This is a genomic window from Hahella sp. CCB-MM4, assembly GCF_002260525.1.
In the GTDB taxonomy this organism is placed as follows: domain Bacteria; phylum Pseudomonadota; class Gammaproteobacteria; order Pseudomonadales; family Oleiphilaceae; genus Hahella.
Window position 1 is genome coordinate 86,471 of sequence record NZ_MRYI01000007.1, and the last position, 18,539, is coordinate 105,009.

Sequence of the window (18,539 nt, forward strand, 5' to 3'; positions counted from 1 at the left end):
CCAGGAATTTACTATGCAACTGAAAAAGATACCCGCCACCATCGTTACCGGTTTTCTGGGTAGCGGAAAAACCACCTTGCTGTCCAATATCCTGAAACAGGCTGCGGGGAAAAGAATCGCTGTTATTGTCAATGAATTCGGTGAACTGGATATCGATGCGGATCTGTTGCGCAGCTGTCCTCTTGATTGCGAAGAGCCAGTGGATAGCGAAGATCCGTCTGGTGAAAGAAAGGGGGCGTCAGTCGCAGCCTCCGAGAACGGTATCTATGAACTGGCCAACGGCTGTATCTGTTGCACCGTGGAAGAAGAATTTCTGCCCGTCATGCAACAATTGGTGGCGCGCCGGGATGACATTGATCACATACTGATTGAAACCAGTGGGTTGGCACTGCCCAAGCCTTTGGTTCAGGCATTTAACTGGCCTGAAATCAAACAGCATTGCACCGTGGATGCGGTAATTACACTGATCGACGGGCCCGCGGTTGCCGCCGGGCGTTTTGCTCATGATGAGGATAAGGTCCAGGCACAAAGGCTGGCGGATGATAGCCTGGATCATGATCCTACGCTTCAGGAACTGCTTGATGACCAGCTCAGTGCCGCCGATTTGGTTTTGGTCGGCAAGAATGATCTGTTGGGCGACGAAGAACGCAAGCAGGTCAGGGACACCGTAAGCCGCCGGGTACCTGCGGCGGTAAAAACCGTATACGTTAGCAATGGTGAATTCATCAATGATGAATTGCCGTTGGAGATGTTGCTGGGGATTGAGGCGGCCACCGAATCCCGCATCAAAGATGTTCATAATCATCACGACCACCATCATGCCCATGGCGAGCATCACGAGCACGCTCACGATCACTTTGATTCCTGTGTAATTACACTGGGTGAAGTGGACGCGGCACAGTTGCAAAATTATCTGCAGGATTTGCTCAAACAATATGATATCTACCGGGCCAAAGGGTTTGCTGCGTTGCCAGGCAAACCCATGCGTCAGGTGCTGCAGGCCGTTGGTGAGCGCCTTGATGTTCACTTTGACCGACTTTGGCAGAGCGACGAGGCCCGCCACACCCGCCTGGTGTTTATCGGTAAAAACCTGGATGCCGGTATTCTGACGGAAGCTCTGAAACAGGCCGAATTGGAAAGCGTTGCCTGATGCATCTCTTTGCGGCCAAGCCAGGCGGTTTCGTCGACGACGAAGGCATTATCGATCTAAATCAGTCACCGGCGGATATCATTATTCTGTCGGCGGCTGACAGCAGCCTGTCGGCCTTGGCTCACGCCGCAGAAGATCTACCGGATGACTATCCTTCCATTCGCCTGGCGAACTGGACACACTTGCTGAAACCCGCGGCTTTTGACCTCTACCAGGATAAGGTTCTGGATCGGGCCAGAGTCGTAGTCCTGTCTTTGCTTGGAGGGCAGGGATATTGGGAATATGGCTATGAAAGACTCCTTGAATGGGCGCAGCGAAGAGGCCACAACCGACAATTGATCCTGGTGCCGGGTGACGATGCCCCGGATGAATCACTGTTTGCGGCTTCGACCTCCAACCGCGAGGATACTTTACGAGTCTGGCGTTACCTGCGTGAGAGCGGGACGCATAATTCCCGTCAACTGTTCAACTTTTTGGCCGCAAGCTATTTTGATTATCCCGGCTCCTGGCTTGAGCCCAGGTCCTTGGCTCCCTGTGCGATTTATTTTCCCTCTGGGAGCGGGGCATCTCCCGATAAAAGCCTGAAGTCGGATTATTTGTCGATTCTGGAATCTCTGGATTGGTGGCAAACCCGTTGGAATTCACGTTGCAGCGATCGCCTACAGGTACAAGGCAAGAATCAAGATCGACAATCGGTCAACACGGTTGTGTTGCTCTTGTTCTATCGCAGCCATCTGCAAAGTGCCAATACCCGGATGTTCGACGAGTTGATCGAGCAAATGGAAGTTCAGGGACTTTGCCCGCTCCCTGTTTCAGTGGCATCCCTGAAAGATGAGGCGACGCTGAAACAGTTAAACGCCCTGATCGCCGCCACAGGGGCGGTTTTGATTGTAAATACCACAGGGTTCGCCGTGAATCGGGTATCCAGCCCGGATCTGGCATCAGAACCCACATCATTCAATTCGCCGTTCGAAAAACCGCTACCGGTTCTGCAGCTGATACTATCAAGCACCACGGAACAGGACTGGGAAGACTACAGCCAGGGATTGCGTAGTCGTGATATTGCCATGCAGGTGGTTCTTCCTGAAATGGACGGTCGCATTATTACCCGTGCCATCAGCTTCAAGACGGAGAACTACTATAGCCGGCGCTGCGAAACCTCTATTGTTCGCTATCACCTGAATCAGGAGCGTGCCCGTTTTGTCAGTCAGCTGGCCTACCGATATTGCCAACTGGCGTGTAAGCCCAATGAGGAAAAACGCATTGCCCTGATCCTGGCCAATTATCCGACCAAAGACGGGCGCATAGGGAATGGTGTAGGGTTGGATACTCCCGCATCGACCGTGAATATCCTGAAAGCACTCCAACAATCCGGATATCCTGTAACGGACGTTCCGGAGACAGGGACGGCACTCATTGAGACCTTGCTGGAAGCTGTCACCAATAATCCCAATACGTTGAATTTCCTGCCGTGCTGGCAAAGCCTGGCACTGGAGGAGTACCAGCGCTATTTTCAGGCGTTGCCTGAAGCCTGCCGCGAGGCGGTTCTGGCGCAATGGGGGGAGCCTGAACAGGATCCTAAATACCGACAGGGAAGAATCATACTGGCAGGGATCCGGCTGGGTGAAACCTTTATCGGGATTCAGCCGGCGCGTGGGTTCGACCGGGATCTGGCTGCGAACTACCACGATCCGGATCTGATCCCCCCGCACAGTTATCTGGCGTTCTATTTCTGGCTGCGACACACCTATCAGGTGGACGCAGTTATCCATGTGGGGAAGCACGGAAACCTGGAATGGCTTCCGGGCAAAGGCACGGCACTGTCTTCAGGATGCTGGCCGGATATAGCACTGGGACCCATGCCGCATTTTTACCCGTTCATTGTGAATGATCCGGGAGAGGGAGCCCAGGCCAAACGGCGGACCCAGGCGGTGATTATCGATCATTTGATGCCGCCGATGACCCGGGCGGAAACCTATGGGGAATTGTCCGAACTCGAAGGTTTGGTGGATGAATATTATCAGGCTTCCGGGATGGACAAGCGCAGGGAAAACTGGCTTAAGGAGTCAATTCTCAATCTGGTTCGTAACACAGGAGTGATCAACGAATTGGGTATAGGAGGCGACCTTGAAAGCGTTTCCGATGATGAGCAACTTCTAACGGAACTCGATGCCTATCTATGTGATATCAAGGAAGCGCAGATCCGGCATGGCCTGCATATTCTAGGTGAGCTGCCGCCAACGGATAAACTGGCAGACACCCTGGTAGCGCTACTCCGGTTGCCGCGGGGAGATACTGCTGAAAGCCGCGGGATTCTGCATAACCTGGCACAGGATCTGGAACTGTGTCCCAGAACTGAAGATTTCAATCCGCTCGCGGCCGGAGCGGAAGAATGGAACGGCCCTCGTCCGGATATTCTAAAGAGAGTGTCTGATGCTCCCTGGCGGACGGCGGCCGATACTAGAGAAAGACTGGAAATTCTGGCCCGCGAGTGGATTCATCGTTATGTACTGGATGATGAAACTGGTGAAGGTATTGATGGGGGGAAAGGAATATTAGGAATAGAAGCTCTCGAAGGAAGAGAAAGAATAGAAGCCATTGCCCGTCAATTTCCCTCAACATTCAGGCAGTTGATCTATACCAGAGAGCGACTAAAACCGGCGCTAGAGCAAAGTGCCGGATTAGAGATTGCGTCTTTGCTACGGGGGCTGGAGGGAGAATTCATACCGCCCGGCCCGAGTGGTGCGCCAACTCGGGGAAGGCTGGATACCTTGCCCACCGGCCGCAACTTCTTTTCCGTGGATTGTCGTTCTATTCCGTCTCCTGCTGCCTGGGCCATTGGTGAACGTTCGGCCCAGTCGCTGATTGAACGACACCTGCAGGAGCATGGAGATTATCCCCGTGAACTCGGACTTTCCGTTTGGGGTACCGCCACTATGCGGACCGGCGGAGATGATATTGCGCAGGCGTTTGCCCTGATGGGCATCAAACCCGTCTGGGCGCAAGGCTCGCACCGGGTGGTCGACTTTGAGATTGTACCTACCATGCTGCTGAAGCGGCCCAGAGTAGATGTAACACTCCGGGTTTCCGGCTTCTTCCGGGATGCCTTTCCCAATGTGATCAGGCTTTATGATGCCGCGGTACAGGCCATTGCCCGCCTGGAAGAACCCGGTAACGACAACACCATCCAGCAGCATATTCTTTCGCGGCAGAGTGCTTTACAGGGGACCGGGCTGAGCCAGGAAGATGCATTCCGTCAGGCAAGTTTCCGGGTCTTCGGCAGTAAGCCCGGTGCCTATGGAGCCGGTTTGCAGGGTTTGATTGACGAACGATGCTGGGAGCAGAAGGGTGACCTGGCAGAAGCCTATGTGAACTGGGGCGGGTACGCCTATGGCCAGATTCAGGGAGACGGCATTCAGGCCAGGGAAGAGTTTCAGCATCGTTTATCCCGGCTCGATGTTGTAGTGCAGAATCAGGACAACCGTGAACATGATCTGCTGGATTCCGATGACTATTACCAATTCCAGGGCGGTATGAGCAACGCGGTCAAAGTCTTCAGCGGGGAAATGCCCACCATATACCATGGTGACCACTCCAATCCTGCTGCCCCCAAAATTCGCACTTTAAAGGAAGAGTTGAACCGGGTGATCCGATCACGGGTGCTGAATCCGAAGTGGATCTCGGCTATGCGCGAGCATGGCTATAAGGGGGCCTTTGAAATGGCTGCGACGGTTGATTATCTGTTCGCCTACGACGCTACCACGGATCTGATCGACGACTATCAATATGCCCAAGTCACACAAGCGCTGGTCCTGGACGATCTCAACCAGAACTTTCTGAAGCAACATAATCTTTCCGCACTGGAAGAGATGGCTGAGCGTATGCTGGAAGCCACTCAAAGAGGGATGTGGCAGGATCCGGGTGAGCATGCACAGGCCTTACAGGATCTGTTGTTGGATATCGATGCACAGCGGGAAACCCAATGATGTCTCCTTTGAGTTTTTTCATCGGTCTGGGGCTGGATCGTTTACTGGGCGAGCCCCGCAAATATCACCCTCTGGTTGGATTTGGAACACTCGCTGGTTGGATAGAGAATCAGGCCCGCAGGCTTTTCGAAGGTTATCTGGCAGGTGTCCTGGCCCTGGTTGGCGCTGTGATGCCGCTGACACTGGCTGCCTGGTGGCTGGACTCGGCGCTTGAGGAATTCCACTGGATTCACGCTCTGTTCGCCGGAGGGATTTTATATTTGGCGATCGGTTGGCAAAGTCTGCTGCAACATGCAGAAGCCATAGCCAGGCCCCTGGCTTTAGGGGATCTGGAAACAGCACGTCAGGCAGTATCGATGATCGTCAGCCGCGATACACGCGATCTCGATGAGGCAGGAATTGCCACGGCTGCAACGGAATCGGTGCTGGAAAACGGTGCCGACGCCATATTTTCAGCCCTGTTCTGGTTTTTGGTCGCCGGAGTCCCCGGTGTTGTGTTGTATCGCCTGAGTAACACTCTGGACGCAATGTGGGGATATAAGAATGAGCGTTATCTGGTGTTCGGCTGGGCGGCGGCACGTTTCGATGACCTACTGAACTTTATCCCGGCACGGCTGACGGCGTTAACCTATGCCCTTGCAGGGGAAACAAGCGTTGCTATGGCGTGCTGGAAACAGCAGGCACCGACGTGGAAAAGCCCCAATGCCGGACCGGTGATGGCCGCAGGAGCGGGTGCATTGAATGTCAGCCTCGGGGGTGGGGCACAGTACCATGGTCGTTGGCAGGAGCGGCCGCCATTGGGGCCGCTGCCCGGTGTGGGAATGCAAGCCTCATCAGCTTCGATCCACAACGCTTGCCGATTGCTCAATAAATCCCTGGTGATCTGGACGGTCGCAGTGTTAATCGTCGCAGGAGTGGCATGACAATGCAGGAATGTTCCAACTTTCGCTGGTCTTCAGACTGTGCTGGAAAAGAAAGCGCCGAAAAAAGCACAAGAGATAAAAGCGCAAGAGAGAAAAACTCAGGAGAAAAATCAAAAACGATATTGCACGGTGGCGATATTTTCACCGCAAGTCGGCGCTATGGCATCCCCGTCAATCAATGGATTGATCTTTCCACAGGTATCAATCCAGATCCCTATCCGGTAAGGGACATCCCTTCAACAGCGTTTCAAAGTTTGCCCTACGAATCGCCAGAGTTTCTGGAGCAAGCTTCGGCCTATTACGGCAACGCTTCTCTGCTGCCGGTCTGTGGTACTCAGATGGCCATACAGGCTTTGCCATACTGTCTGCCGTCGGCGCCGGTACTGATTCCTGAAATCGGCTATCAGGAACATGCTGCTCAGTGGATTAAATCCGGGGCGGAGGTGAGCCGTTATCCGTCCTTCGATGTACAAGTATGTCGTCGTTGGATCGAGCAAAGAATCAACGAGAACAGTCGCTGTCATTTGGTGATCATTAATCCGAATAACCCGACAGGCCTGCGCTTTTCCCCGGAACAACTCAAACAATGGGCTGAACGTCTCGATCAGGGCGGATTTCTGATTGTGGATGAAGCATTTATGGATCTGACACCTGGAGACAGTGTGTTATCCCATCACTTCAGCTCGAATATGATTGTTCTCCGATCCTTTGGAAAATTCTTCGGCCTGGCAGGCTTGCGCTTAGGCTTCGTATTTGCACAGGAGGCCATTCTCCGGCGGCTCAGGGAGCATTGTGGTGTCTGGACCGTCAACGGACCGGCTCAGGCTATCGCTGCGGAAGCATTTGCCGACACTGCCTGGCAACAGAATGCCCGTGAAAGGATCGCTATCGCCGCCGAATATACCGAATCCTTAATGCGCCCCATTGTGGACAGGATGGAGCCGTTACAAAGGATTCGGGAAGGCCTGTTCTCAAGTTATCTGGTTAAAACCGACGTGGCGCTGGAAGCACAGAATTTTCTGGCACAAAAAGGGATTCTGGTGCGGGTCGTTGATGTGGATGAATCCTACAGCCTTCTCAGAACAGGTCTGCTTAACCCGGAGCACATGCATAAATGCCAAAGGGTAGAGCAGGCAGCCTCCACTTTTACTTTATCCTTTGAAGAGGACCGACGTTGAAAATTCATTCCCAGACAGCGACACAGGAAGTCGAATTTTCAGAGAAGGATCGAGAAAGTCTCTACAAAACCATCTTTAACCGACGAGATGTTCGCGGGCAGTTTCTGCCAGATCCCATTCCGCATGATAAGATCGCGAGGGTTTTACAGGCCGCCCACCATGCGCCCTCTGTCGGTTTCATGCAGCCCTGGAACTTCGTTCTGGTTCAGTCTGAAGCCGTTAGAAAAAGAATTCATCGGGCTTTCATGGACGCGAATGAAGAAGCTGCCCGGATGTTTGAGGAGGGAAAACAAAGCACCTACCGTTCATTGAAACTGGAAGGAATTCTGGAATCTCCTATGAACATCTGCGTAACTTGTGATCGTTCCCGATGCGGACCTGTGGTGCTGGGCCGTACCCATATCAAAACCGTGGATCTCTACAGCACGGTCTGCGCTGTACAAAACCTCTGGTTGGCTGCGAGGGCAGAAGGGTTAGGTGTCGGCTGGGTCAGTATTATCCGGCAGGAAGCCTTACACGATATTCTGAATATCCCCGAAGACATTGTTCCAATCGCGTATTTATGTATTGGCAAAGTCTCCCATTTCAATGCCGCGCCGGACCTGCAAACCGCAGGATGGCGCGAACGTTTACCCCTGGAGGATCTGGTGTATTTTGATGGATGGCAGCAACAGGAAAGAGATCAGCACCAGAGCCTGACTGACCAGATACGGGCACATTCTGGATGGGTGGACGGACATAGGTTGGTGGATGGATGGTAAGTAGGTTGGTGGATGGTAAATAGGTCCAATCAAACTTAAAACGTCCTGCCAGGATCTGCCATAGCCATGATCTGCCTTAGCCAAGATCTGCTAAAGACAGTCATGACTCGACCGGAGGCTCAGCCACATCAGCTGCCAGTTCGATAATCCAGTCTCGCAGCACTTCCACTTTTTGGCTCAGTTGGTTCTGCATACTGGTAACGAAGTAATAGCCCGGCTGGTGGCCCGGTTCTCTGGGTAGTTCAAACGGGATGACCAGATCGCCCTTACGCAGATATTCAGCCGCAAACATTCGATTAACCAGGGCAACCCCCAGCCCGTCCAGTGCGGCCTGGAAGGTATGGATCGAGTTCAAAAACCATAATTGTCCACGGGCCTTGATATGTCCGTAGCCGCCTCCGGCAAGATAATTGTCCCATTGGACAAGTCTTCTTTCGGTATAGATTAATCTGAATTGGGCCAGATCTTCAGGCCCGTTCAGGGCCTTCCCACCGGCAAGAAGATCTGGACTGCAGACCGGGCACATGTCTTCGTGGAACAGAAACTCACTGTGAACACCTTCCCAGCCGCCAAACCCATAACGAACGGCGGCATCGATGTGGTCCTTGTCAAAATCCAGGAACTTTAACGTGTCCACCAGGCGCAGTTTCAACTGAGGATTGGTGTCGTAAAACGAGGCCAGACGGGGAATCAACCAACTCCTCAACAGCATGGGAGGGACTGCCAGGGAGATCAGCTCACCGTCACCCCGTTGTACCAGGTCTCTGGTGGCGTCTTCGATATCATCAAAGGCCAGTCCCAGTCTGCCCAGGTATTTCGCACCGGAATCCGTCAGTGCTACCCGGCGGTTAAAGCGGCGGAAAAGAGGTGTTTGCAGCTCTTCTTCAAGCTTTTGGATCTGGTGACTCACTGCAGCAGGGGTTACGCAAAGTTCGTCTGCGGCATCCTTAAAACTTAACAACCTGGCCGCCGCTTCGAAGGCCCTCAACGCTGACATGGAAGGGATTTTTCTCATCTTTTCCGCATGACCTCTCACGCTTGCTTATTCGCCCATTATTTTCTGTCAGATTATCAGGAATAATCTGACGCCCCAAATATAACTCGTTTGTCATTGAATGAGTAAAGTTTAATTATTCTCAAAGGCAAACTTTGTTGTGACTGTTGCCCTGACTAAGCAGTAACTGTGGCACCGCCTTTTGCGGAGACTACAGCCAAAACACAGATGTTTTTCAGGCTGCAGCCGGCAAAGAATTTCAAGAACAATAAGTAGAGGTGATCCAAATGTCGCGAAATTTAATTCAACTGATCTCGCTTCTTGCGATGGTCTTCCTTCCCTTCACCGAAGCGGCTGCTTCTGAGCAGATTACACTGAAGTTTTCACATGTTGTGGCGGAAAATACGCCGAAAGGATTGATGGCCAATAAATTCAAGGAGCTGGTTGAATCGCGGCTTGGCGACAGAGTCAAAGTGGAGGTGTTCCCCAACAGCCAGCTGTTTAATGACGACATGGCCCTTGAGGCCCTGTTGCTGGGCGATATTCAATTCGCAGCGCCCACGCTGTCCAAGTTTTCCCACTATACCCGCAAGCTTCAGGTCTATGATCTTCCTTTCCTTTTCAGGGACATGGCGGCAGTCGAGCGTTTTCAGAAAAGTCCCACCGGCCAACAGTTACTGAAGTCGATGGAGCCTCTGGGATTGACGGGATTGGGCTATCTCCACAACGGATTGAAGCAGATCTCAGCTGACAGTCCGCTCAGGGTGCCGGCGGATGCCATGGGGAAGAAATTCAGAATCATGTCGTCAGACGTATTAAGGGCGCAGTTTGACGCACTGGATGCCATATCTATCAAGAAGCCTTTTTCCGAGGTGTTTACCCTGCTGCAAACCAAAGCTATCGATGGGCAGGAAAACAGCTGGTCGAATATTTACTCCAAAAAATTCCACGAAGTACAGCCCTTTATTACAGAGTCAAATCATGGGTTGGTGGACTATATGGTGGTCACATCAACGGAGTTCTGGAACGGACTCGATAATGATCTGAGGGCTGGGCTCAAGCAGGCCATGGAGGATGCGATAACCTACGGAAATCAGATGGCGGAGCAGAAGTCCGTTCATGACAGACAGGCGATCATCGATTCTGAAAGATCTGAAGTTCTGCAGCTTAGCGATCGGGAAAGAGATCAGTGGGTCAATGTGATGGAACCTGTCTGGCACAAATTTGAGAGTGATATCGGTAAGTCTGTCATTGAAGCCGCTCTAGCATCAAACAACACCCCCTGAACCGTAACGACTGAGTTTAATCCTTCGGAGAGCTCCATCATGGAATCACAATACATCAGTGCAAAAAGCTATTTGTTTGTTCCGGCCAATCGGCAGGACTTTATTCGAAAAGCCGTAAATGTGGCAGCGGACGTCATCATTATTGATCTGGAAGACAGTGTTCCCATGGCTGCCAAGGCAGAAGCCCGTGGAGGGATACTCGAAACTGCACAGAGGTTGTTCTCTGAAGGTAAACGTGTCGCGGTGAGGGTGAATAATGATCTTGGCAATCTGGCGGCAGACCTTCAGTCTCTGCCGCTATCGATCCTGCACAGTATTCTGCTGCCCAAAGCCCAGAACGCGGGGATCATTCAGATGATCGACCAATATCTGGTGGATCTTGAGCTCCAGCAATCCTGGGGGATAGGAAGCACCTCATTGATTCCGATGATTGAAAGCTGCACCGGTGTGTTGAACTTGCGCTCAATTGCGAAGTCCTCCCCCCGAGTCAGGGCGTTAGCGCTGGGTTCTGAGGACCTGGCTGCGGATCTGGGTGTACCAGCCGTGCCGGAAAGTTTGCTGGCCACCTGCCAACACATGGCGCTTGTCGCGGGTGAAGCTCGCTTGGATGCTCTGGGTTTTCCCGGATCGATTGGAGAATTCAATGATCTCGACCAACTAGGCCGGAACCTGATGCAGGCCAAGTCCCTGGGATTTGGCGGGGCTCTGTGTATTCATCCCACTCAGGTTCCTATTGTTAATCAGGCCTTCGCCTATCCATTGGAACAACAGGTATGGGCACGGCGGGTGATCGATGCGATGGCTGTTGCGCAAAGTCACGGGCAGGGTACGGCCAAGCTTGACGGACGCATGTTGGATGCGCCGGTGGTTGCACTAGCCAATCGTATACTTGGCCAATAAGGAAAATATGATGATTGTGACGCATTTGGATCACTTGGTCCTGACGGTGAAGGACATCGAGAACACCTGTGATTTTTATTCCAGGATTCTTGGAATGGAGGTTGTGACCTTCGGTGATAATCGGAGAGCACTGCGTTTTGGTGAGCAGAAGATCAACCTTCATAGCAGCCAATCCCCTTTGCGGCCTCATGCCCGGGTACCGATGTCCGGCTCCGCGGACCTCTGTTTTATCAGTACAACACCTGTGGAAGACCTGAAGTTATTCATAGAGCAGCAGGGGGTGATTATCGAGGAAGGCCCGGTTCCCAGGACGGGGGCCACCGGTGCGATCAGATCGATTTACTTTCGCGATCCTGACGGCAATCTGATTGAAGTGTCGAACTATGTGGATGCTGCTATAGGCTAGTCCACCGTTGCAGGTACTGAAGGTGATGGCGGTTTCAGGAAAGCCTGCCACAGGGGTGCCTGCCACAGGAATGCCTGCCACAAAAAAGCTTTTTCTTCTTCTGACTGACGACTCTCGTCATTTGGTGCCTATGCCATGACCCCTATGGCTGTCAGGCACCTCTTTTTCTTTCTGTTTCCCGCTCCAAGCTCTTTGATTTTCTGCTCTAAGCCTGCTGATTTTTCGATACAGACCTTCGGTTGTTTTTTGCAAATTCACTTTGCTATGTGAATTTTTGGTTGAAAATATCAGTTTAGAAATACTAATTCGACAGCGTCATTTTTTATCGTTTGCGGTGACTTTGATAAAGATTAATTATTCTCAAACAGGTGTCGAGCAAATCAAAGCACCCTGTGTTGGGCCAAACCGCAAGTAGCAGGTATTAGCAAAAGCGAACCTGACAGGTCCAAGCAAAACTGGCAGGTCTAAGCAAAACTGGCAGGTCTAAGAAAAAAGTGACACTGGTCTCAACAAGAACGAAAACGGGTCTTAACAAAACATAAACAAAGGGTGGAGACGTAGATGCCCAATAAAACATTCAACAAGCCCCTGCAAGGGCTATTAGTCGTATCCATAGAACAGGCGCTGGCGGCACCTCTGTGTACAAGTCGGTTGGCGGATGCAGGTGCGAGGGTGATCAAGATAGAAAGGGAAGAGGGGGACTTCGCCAGAGGGTATGACAGTGTGGTGAATGGTGAATCCTCATACTTCGTATGGACAAACCGTGGTAAGGAATCGGTCGTGCTGGATCTGAAATCTGATCAGGGGTTGGCGACATTGAGAAAGCTGCTGGAGAGAGCCGATGTGTTTATTCATAACCTGGCACCCGGTGCGACAAAGCGATTGGGGGTTGATTCGGCAACTATACGCAAGGAGTTGCCGCGTCTGATTACCTGTGACATATCGGGCTACGGTGACGAAGGTGAGTATCGGGATATGAAAGCCTACGATCTCCTGATCCAATCGGAAAGCGGGCTGGTGTCAGTGAGTGGGGCTGCCGAAGGATACGGAAGGATCGGTGTATCAATCTGCGATATCGGAGCCGGTATGAACGCGCTGATCGGTATCCAGCAAGCATTACTTAAACGGGATAGAACGGGGCAGGGCAGCTCGGTGAAGGTTTCTCTATTTGATGGTGCTGTCGACTGGATGTCGGTGCCGATACTGCATCAGAAATATGCAGGCAAAGGACCAGAAAGAGTGGGATTGAAACATCCCTCCATCGCACCCTACGGGGAATTTATGAGCCAGGACGGTAAGGCGATTGTGCTGTCGATTCAGAATAACCGTGAGTGGGCGATATTTTGCGCAAATGTGTTGGAAGCGCCGGAATTGGCTCTCGATGAGCGCTTTGCCACCAACAATCAACGTGTGGAGCATCGGCAGGAACTGGATCGTTTGATTTCCGATCGATTCGCCCAAATCAAATCCAATGATCTTCGGGAACTCCTGAGAAGAAACGGCATTGCCTTCGGCTCCGTCAATTCGACAGCAGATCTGATGTCCCATCCGCAGATTCGCTATACCACGGTGTCCACACCTTCCGGTCCCGCAGAAATTATTGCACCACCGGTGGTTTTTGCTGGAGAGCCGATTGACCTGGGTGCGGTTCCGGCGCTGGGAGAACATACGCAGCAGATTCTGGAAGAGTTTCAATAATGAGGGGAGAAGGTTTGATGAAAGCGCAAAATTATCTGGCTTGGGTGGGGCGAACAGAAGAGTCTGTTGACCAGATTTATCCTGAGCGGGTTAATGCTCTGGCAGCGACGTTGGATGTGGATATGCAACAGGAATCTCTTCCTCCGTTGTGGCATTGGATATTCTTTAATCCCGTTCACAGGCATAGCGAGCTGGCAGTTGACGGCCACGCCAAAAAGGGCGGTTTCCTGCCACCAATCGATCTTCCCCGCAGAATGTGGGCTGGAGGGAGGTTCAGATTTATTAGTCCGATATCTATTGGTGATCGGGTTAAGAGGACCTCAACGATACGTCAGGTTATAGAAAAAGAAGGGAAGACCGGGTCGTTGGCCTTTGTCACCGTGGAGCATGACATTACGTCTGAAAACGGAGGGCACTGGGTTGAAGAGCACGATATCGTGTACCGGGAGGCACCTGATGCTGCCTGGACGCCCCCTTCGTCACCGGTGCCGGATCAATCTCCTGCAGACTGGTCTGAGACGATAACACCCGACCCGGTTCTCCTGTTCCGTTATTCCGCGCTGACGTTCAACGGGCATCGGATTCACTATGACCGGGAATATTGTCAACAGCAGGAAGGCTATCCTGGATTGATCTTTCATGGGCCATTAACAGCGACACTATTGATGGAGTCTTTGAGAAAGCATCATCCCGATCTCAGAGTGTCTCAGTTCAGGTTCCGGGCATTGAACCCGCTTTTTGATCATTTGACTTTCACTATTCATGGAAAGCTGGAAGGGCAACGAATATTGCTATGGGCCAAGGATTTCTATGGTCAGAGAGCAATGGATGCAGAGGCTCTGATCGAGTCGATATAACTGGACTAACCCCTAATTTTCCGAGTGGCGTTGGTTGACCCAATCGCCACTGGAGGCACTCAAATGCAGCGACTGATTCTGGAAAAGAAAGCTCCCGAGGATATGTTGTCTTCATTGCTCAGGGAGATGATGGCGATAGCGGTGTTGGTAAAAATCGTTATTGGATGCCTTCAAGGTGAAACTTTCGGCAGGTACCAGGACATCAGGTATCAGGAAATAGTGCTGATGCTTTTTGGGTGGGGGTTATTAATCGCTCTGATGAAAGGGCATGCTCTTCTGGGAAGGGTGTCTATGGCAGCGTGGCTTATCTATAACCTGATACTTATGGCAGGCGTATTCGTCTATGTCATGTGTCTATATGACATTTCAAATCCTATTGACCTGTCTGCACTTCCTGTCTGGGTCGCATCCAGCATTCTGCTTGCAGGTGCCGTCATGGTGCCTATCCGACTATTGGAATCGCTGGTGCTCGGTTGTTCGTTTAAGAGATTATAAAACCGTGTTTCTCCTGGATTATTAGGCTCTACAGGCGACCCCGAAATCGGTTTTCAGAAAATTTTTGAGACCTGGTTTTTGGAGGTGCATTGAATAGAAAAGATCACTCATACAAGTATTAAATACGCAACCTTACCTAGCATTAAAAATCGATAATTGTTGTAGTGTTTCAGATTTGAAATATCGAGCCGGTAATCAAAGGCGATAGGTAACACTGTGTAGATATCGGCCTGAGAGTGAGAACTTTCTCTATAGCTGATGAGAGATGTCACGTTCTGATTGATGGATATCCAAATAGTCTAATCCAAAAATATCAATAGGTTATAAAACCTTTATGAATTGGTGCGTAAAACATGGAAACTGCACTATTCAGTTTTTAAAATATAGGAACAGATAATCACGTACATATGGATTAGGCTATTTGATAATTTGTCAATTTCAACCTTTGAGTAAACCTAGGGTATTCCCTAGGTTTACTTACCCGTTTAACTCTCTAACATAACGAAACGTTTTGAGGCGTTTGAATATGGAGGGTTCAATGTATCGAATGAGTTCAAAAATATAGCCGGTTATAGCGAGAGTTATTTGGCTGTCTTTGATTAACCAGATTGGATAAGTTGTAAATCAAAGAATATCCGCTCGAATATCTTCTCCTGAAATTGCGGCTCCTACATAAAACTATCAAGCATTGAATGGGTTCTTTCGGTAAAGGCTTGTCCTCGTTGACAATAAATCGAGCCTTTCCCAGGGGGACTTTTTGTCTGAAAAAAGCTGTCTTTTGTGATTGGGTCAATCACTTTCAGCCTGCAACACAGTGTTGATGCTGCAAGTGTGACTAGGGAGGGAACACATGGAAACCGGAATAATAAGACGCTGGCAAAGGTTTACCAATATTGCTCACGGCAATTCGTTAATTGTACCTCTGGATCATGGTTTTACCATGGGGCCTATAGAAGGTATCAGCAGTTTTAGTGAGGTGGATCACTGGCTTAGAAATCCTGCGATAGACGGTGTTATTGTCCATAAAGGCCTGATGAAACACCTGGTTGTCAACAAAGTCATCAAGCACACCGCTGTGTGTCTTCATATCAACGGGACAAGCACTTTGTCCTCTGATGTCAGCGAGAAGCCGCTTCTCCTAGATGCGGAGATGGCCGTCCGATACGGTGCCGATGCCATAAGTCTCGATCTGATTTTCTCCCCTGAAAATACTGCCAGGAATTTTGCCTTGCTCGGAACCATTGTCCGCCAGGCGAATCATTACGGCCTGCCGATTCTGGTCATGCTGAACCTGAAGGAAGGCACTTATGACCCTGCCAATCTTGTTAACCTGCAGCGGCAATACATAAGAAGTTTATGTGAGCTTGGGGTCACCACGGTCAAGCTGAAGCGGCCGGAAAGTACCGAACTGATGCATAACCTGCTGCGTGGCATCTGCCAGGACATCAATATCGTCTTTGCCGGTGGAGCTTACTGTAACGAACAGACCATCATAGACATGACGGCGGCCGCCATCGATGCAGGCGCGAAAGGAATCTGCGTTGGTCGCAACATCTTTCAGCACCCGCGCCCGGAAGAGTTGTTGAGAAAACTGAAAAGCGCCTTATTCGGCAGCACAGCAAAACTTCAAATTTCTCAGAGGGAGCAAAACAATGAATTCTCAGGACAACCTGTTCTCTGATAAGCAGAGAAAACAACTTCTGTTAAACCCCTATCTGGGTGCTGGCAATTTTCTTCAGTTTGCCGCCCCGATTTACCCGGTGGACTGTCAGGACAGCATTCTGACAGATATGCAAACCACGATATGTGAGGGGGAATCCATACAAAGCCTGTCGGTGCACAGTCTGGCTACGCTGGCCGGCCGTTGGGCTCTATGGTATCGGCAACAAGGTGTCGAAAGTGCAGAACCGGTTGCCGTCTATTGCGATGACGGGTTGAACTATATCATTCATTTTGTCGCGTTAACGGCGATTGGAGCCGTACCTGCGCTGACCAACGGCAAAATGCCGGTGCCGATTGCCGCGGCACATTTTAACAACATCTCGGTAAAGTATGTGATCTGCGATACAGATCGTTGTACAGAAATCCGGGAGCGTCTGAATCCAGGGATCGAAGCGGTCGACCTTGCCACGGTTTCTCTGGGAAAAGAGGAACTGGAGAAAGAGCATTATTTTGTTCATAGTGCCCGATCACCCGTCATGATTACCCATAGCTCGGGAACCACGGGAATTCCAAAGGCCGTCATTCTGCATCATGAACAGTGGTTTCATGGTATACGGGACCTGCTGAAGAAGCCCCACGCCCAGGGGCTGGATAAGTACCTGAATGCACTTCCGACGTCCCATAATTCCTCAATTGCTTTCCTGATCCACTGTATGTTGTCCGGCAGCCAGATCATGCTGGCTTCCCAGAGGGACGGAAAATCGGTTGCAAACCTGATTGAGGAGTACTCTCCCTCTACGGTTGTCGCCTTTCCTCAAACCTACGTTGAACTGGCTATCAAGCATGCGGATGAGCGAACGTTTTCCAGCGTCAATACCTGGGTAAACAGCGGAGATGCCGCCCACGAAGTGCATATCCGAAAACTCGTGAAACATGGCTATCACTTCCGCGGCAGTAAGAAAATCGAAGGCTCTCAATTTGTGGACGGATTGGGATCCTCTGAGATGGGGCATATCAGCTTCCATGTCATCCATACCCCCTACACCGCCAATTATGGCCGTTGTGTCGGCTTCCCCCAACCCTGGGTACATGCCAAGGCCTTTCAGAAGGACGGCAAGGAAGTGCCTACAGGAGACGTGGGCATGTTGGGAGTGAAATCTCCCAGCATTACACCCGGATACTGGAATAACTCAAACCTGACCTACAAGAGCCGCATTGGCGACTATTGGTTGACCGGCGATATGGTCTCCATCGATAAGGACGGGCGTGTATTCCACGTGGACAGAATTTCCGATGTTATATCCACCGAAGCCGGTCCCTGCTACAGCCTGCTCACGGAAGAATACATACTCGCCGGAATCCCGGAACTGGAAGAGTGTACCGTCGTAGGAATTCCCGCTGGAGCGGACAGCCCTTTTTCTGTTCCCGTGGCGTTGGTGGTTTGTTCCGACAGCCGTGCCACCGAAAAAGATCTCTTGTCTGCCATCAATCAGCATCTTACTGATCAGGGTTTGCCTGCTGTGACAGAGGTTCGAATTGTCGATCACCAGGATATTCCTAAAGGTATTACTGGAAAGGTGCTTAAGCGCACGTTACGTGAGCAGTTGCTAAATCCAGCCAAGTCGAGCAGACCGGCCGCCAAGCCGGCTTCCAGATCAAAGTCCCGGCGGGCATCTTCAAGATCCGCCAAAAGCAAATCGACGGCATAACCGTCAATTGGATAGTAAATGGTTAGTAAATGGATAGTAAACGGAGAGTACAAATATGAATATCACTACCTATAAATCCAGCGGAACCTGGCAGGGAACTCTGAGCGACGGCCAGGGAAATCTGGCATTTGGACCTATCGAGACCCAGCACTCTGTCCCTCAGGATCTGGGTGGAAAGGGAATCGGTACCAATCCTGAAGAGCTGATTGTCAGCGCCGCCTCTTCCTGTTTCCTGATCACCCTGGGAGCCATCTTCCAGTTCAAAAATGTCAGTTACAAGAGCCTTCAGGTGAATAGCGAAGCTGACTTTGAGGTGACTCAAATGGGGCCTCAAATGCGAGCTATCCGTCACCACGTCAAAGTCTTTGTGGATGCCAATGGTGAAGCGGCTGACGTTGAAAGCTACATCAAGGATGCGGAGAAAGGCTGCATGATCAGTGCCGCATTATCCGGAAATGTGTCGGTCAGCGCTTCCGGCACCATCATCCAGGAATAAGACCACAGGTCGCCGGTATACCAGGACTTTACTGGCCT

The 18,539-nt window shown here is 51.1% G+C and carries 15 protein-coding genes; 14 read left to right on the plus strand and 1 reads right to left on the minus strand.

What is annotated here, in order from left to right; all coding sequences use genetic code 11:
• Positions 1 to 13 precede the first annotated feature (13 nt).
• Genes cobW through bluB form a run of 5 tightly spaced genes read left to right on the plus strand, consistent with a single transcriptional unit; the run spans position 14 to position 7,998 of the window.
• A complete protein-coding gene (cobW, locus tag BTA51_RS14335) occupies positions 14 to 1,150 on the plus strand; it encodes a cobalamin biosynthesis protein CobW (protein ID WP_094708332.1) in 1,137 nt (378 codons plus the stop codon).
• A complete protein-coding gene (gene cobN / locus BTA51_RS14340; RefSeq protein ID WP_094708334.1) occupies positions 1,150 to 5,136 on the plus strand; it encodes a cobaltochelatase subunit CobN in 3,987 nt (1,328 codons plus the stop codon). Before cobW ends, cobN begins: the two co-directional genes overlap by 1 nt.
• Positions 5,133 to 6,059, plus strand: a complete 927-nt coding sequence (cbiB, locus tag BTA51_RS14345) for an adenosylcobinamide-phosphate synthase CbiB (RefSeq protein WP_094708336.1) — start codon at positions 5,133 to 5,135, stop codon at positions 6,057 to 6,059. The genes cobN and cbiB overlap by 4 nt, the downstream gene beginning before the upstream one ends.
• Positions 6,056 to 7,237 carry a threonine-phosphate decarboxylase CobD gene (cobD, locus tag BTA51_RS14350; RefSeq protein WP_094708338.1) on the plus strand — a complete coding sequence of 394 codons (1,182 nt, stop codon included), beginning with the start codon at positions 6,056 to 6,058 and terminating at the stop codon, positions 7,235 to 7,237. The genes cbiB and cobD overlap by 4 nt, the downstream gene beginning before the upstream one ends.
• Positions 7,234 to 7,998, plus strand: coding sequence for a 5,6-dimethylbenzimidazole synthase (bluB, locus tag BTA51_RS14355; protein WP_094708339.1), 765 nt, complete (start codon positions 7,234 to 7,236; stop codon positions 7,996 to 7,998). The genes cobD and bluB overlap by 4 nt, the downstream gene beginning before the upstream one ends.
• Before the next feature lie 100 nt (positions 7,999 to 8,098).
• Here the strand turns inward: bluB and BTA51_RS14360 are convergent, their stop codons facing one another.
• On the minus strand, positions 8,099 to 9,013 hold the full coding sequence (locus BTA51_RS14360; protein ID WP_094708341.1) for a LysR substrate-binding domain-containing protein: 915 nt from the start codon (positions 9,011 to 9,013) through the stop codon (positions 8,099 to 8,101).
• A 266-nt stretch (positions 9,014 to 9,279) separates the two neighbouring features.
• Between BTA51_RS14360 and BTA51_RS14365 the strand changes: the two genes are divergently transcribed.
• The 9 genes from BTA51_RS14365 to BTA51_RS14405 all read left to right on the plus strand — a co-directional run bounded on the left by BTA51_RS14365 (position 9,280) and on the right by BTA51_RS14405 (position 18,501).
• Entirely contained in the window at positions 9,280 to 10,278 is a 999-nt protein-coding gene (locus tag BTA51_RS14365) for a TRAP transporter substrate-binding protein (RefSeq protein ID WP_094708343.1), read from the plus strand.
• 39 nt (positions 10,279 to 10,317) lie between these two features.
• Positions 10,318 to 11,178, plus strand: a complete 861-nt coding sequence (locus BTA51_RS14370) for a CoA ester lyase (RefSeq protein ID WP_094708345.1) — start codon at positions 10,318 to 10,320, stop codon at positions 11,176 to 11,178.
• A 7-nt stretch (positions 11,179 to 11,185) separates the two neighbouring features.
• Entirely contained in the window at positions 11,186 to 11,584 is a 399-nt protein-coding gene (locus BTA51_RS14375) for a VOC family protein (protein WP_094708347.1), read from the plus strand.
• A gap of 561 nt (positions 11,585 to 12,145) precedes the next feature.
• On the plus strand, positions 12,146 to 13,282 hold the full coding sequence (locus tag BTA51_RS14380) for a CaiB/BaiF CoA-transferase family protein (protein ID WP_094708349.1): 1,137 nt from the start codon (positions 12,146 to 12,148) through the stop codon (positions 13,280 to 13,282).
• A 17-nt stretch (positions 13,283 to 13,299) separates the two neighbouring features.
• Positions 13,300 to 14,139, plus strand: a complete 840-nt coding sequence (locus BTA51_RS14385; protein WP_094708522.1) for a MaoC family dehydratase N-terminal domain-containing protein — start codon at positions 13,300 to 13,302, stop codon at positions 14,137 to 14,139.
• A 63-nt stretch (positions 14,140 to 14,202) separates the two neighbouring features.
• Positions 14,203 to 14,634 carry a hypothetical protein gene (locus tag BTA51_RS14390; RefSeq protein WP_094708350.1) on the plus strand — a complete coding sequence of 144 codons (432 nt, stop codon included), beginning with the start codon at positions 14,203 to 14,205 and terminating at the stop codon, positions 14,632 to 14,634.
• An 850-nt stretch (positions 14,635 to 15,484) separates the two neighbouring features.
• Positions 15,485 to 16,315 carry a class I fructose-bisphosphate aldolase gene (locus tag BTA51_RS14395; RefSeq protein WP_094708352.1) on the plus strand — a complete coding sequence of 277 codons (831 nt, stop codon included), beginning with the start codon at positions 15,485 to 15,487 and terminating at the stop codon, positions 16,313 to 16,315.
• Complete coding sequence (locus BTA51_RS14400) at positions 16,287 to 18,005, plus strand: class I adenylate-forming enzyme family protein (RefSeq protein WP_094708354.1); 1,719 nt, start codon at positions 16,287 to 16,289, stop codon at positions 18,003 to 18,005. Before BTA51_RS14395 ends, BTA51_RS14400 begins: the two co-directional genes overlap by 29 nt.
• Before the next feature lie 55 nt (positions 18,006 to 18,060).
• On the plus strand, positions 18,061 to 18,501 hold the full coding sequence (locus tag BTA51_RS14405; RefSeq protein ID WP_094708356.1) for an OsmC family protein: 441 nt from the start codon (positions 18,061 to 18,063) through the stop codon (positions 18,499 to 18,501).
• The last annotated feature ends 38 nt before the right edge of the window (positions 18,502 to 18,539 follow it).

What these genes read in the sequence shown, in the direction of transcription:
- cobW (WP_094708332.1), top strand. Translation starts at nt 14, where the DNA reads ATGCAACTGAAAAAGATACCCGCCACCATCGTTACCGGTTTTCTGGGT.
- cobN (WP_094708334.1), top strand. Translation starts at nt 1,150, where the DNA reads ATGCATCTCTTTGCGGCCAAGCCAGGCGGTTTCGTCGACGACGAAGGC.
- cbiB (WP_094708336.1), top strand. Translation starts at nt 5,133, where the DNA reads ATGATGTCTCCTTTGAGTTTTTTCATCGGTCTGGGGCTGGATCGTTTA.
- cobD (WP_094708338.1), top strand. Translation starts at nt 6,056, where the DNA reads ATGACAATGCAGGAATGTTCCAACTTTCGCTGGTCTTCAGACTGTGCT.
- BTA51_RS14360 (WP_094708341.1), bottom strand. Translation starts at nt 9,013, where the DNA reads ATGAGAAAAATCCCTTCCATGTCAGCGTTGAGGGCCTTCGAAGCGGCG.
- BTA51_RS14365 (WP_094708343.1), top strand. Translation starts at nt 9,280, where the DNA reads ATGTCGCGAAATTTAATTCAACTGATCTCGCTTCTTGCGATGGTCTTC.
- BTA51_RS14370 (WP_094708345.1), top strand. Translation starts at nt 10,318, where the DNA reads ATGGAATCACAATACATCAGTGCAAAAAGCTATTTGTTTGTTCCGGCC.
- BTA51_RS14375 (WP_094708347.1), top strand. Translation starts at nt 11,186, where the DNA reads ATGATGATTGTGACGCATTTGGATCACTTGGTCCTGACGGTGAAGGAC.
- BTA51_RS14380 (WP_094708349.1), top strand. Translation starts at nt 12,146, where the DNA reads ATGCCCAATAAAACATTCAACAAGCCCCTGCAAGGGCTATTAGTCGTA.
- BTA51_RS14385 (WP_094708522.1), top strand. Translation starts at nt 13,300, where the DNA reads ATGAAAGCGCAAAATTATCTGGCTTGGGTGGGGCGAACAGAAGAGTCT.
- BTA51_RS14390 (WP_094708350.1), top strand. Translation starts at nt 14,203, where the DNA reads ATGCAGCGACTGATTCTGGAAAAGAAAGCTCCCGAGGATATGTTGTCT.
- BTA51_RS14395 (WP_094708352.1), top strand. Translation starts at nt 15,485, where the DNA reads ATGGAAACCGGAATAATAAGACGCTGGCAAAGGTTTACCAATATTGCT.
- BTA51_RS14400 (WP_094708354.1), top strand. Translation starts at nt 16,287, where the DNA reads ATGAATTCTCAGGACAACCTGTTCTCTGATAAGCAGAGAAAACAACTT.
- BTA51_RS14405 (WP_094708356.1), top strand. Translation starts at nt 18,061, where the DNA reads ATGAATATCACTACCTATAAATCCAGCGGAACCTGGCAGGGAACTCTG.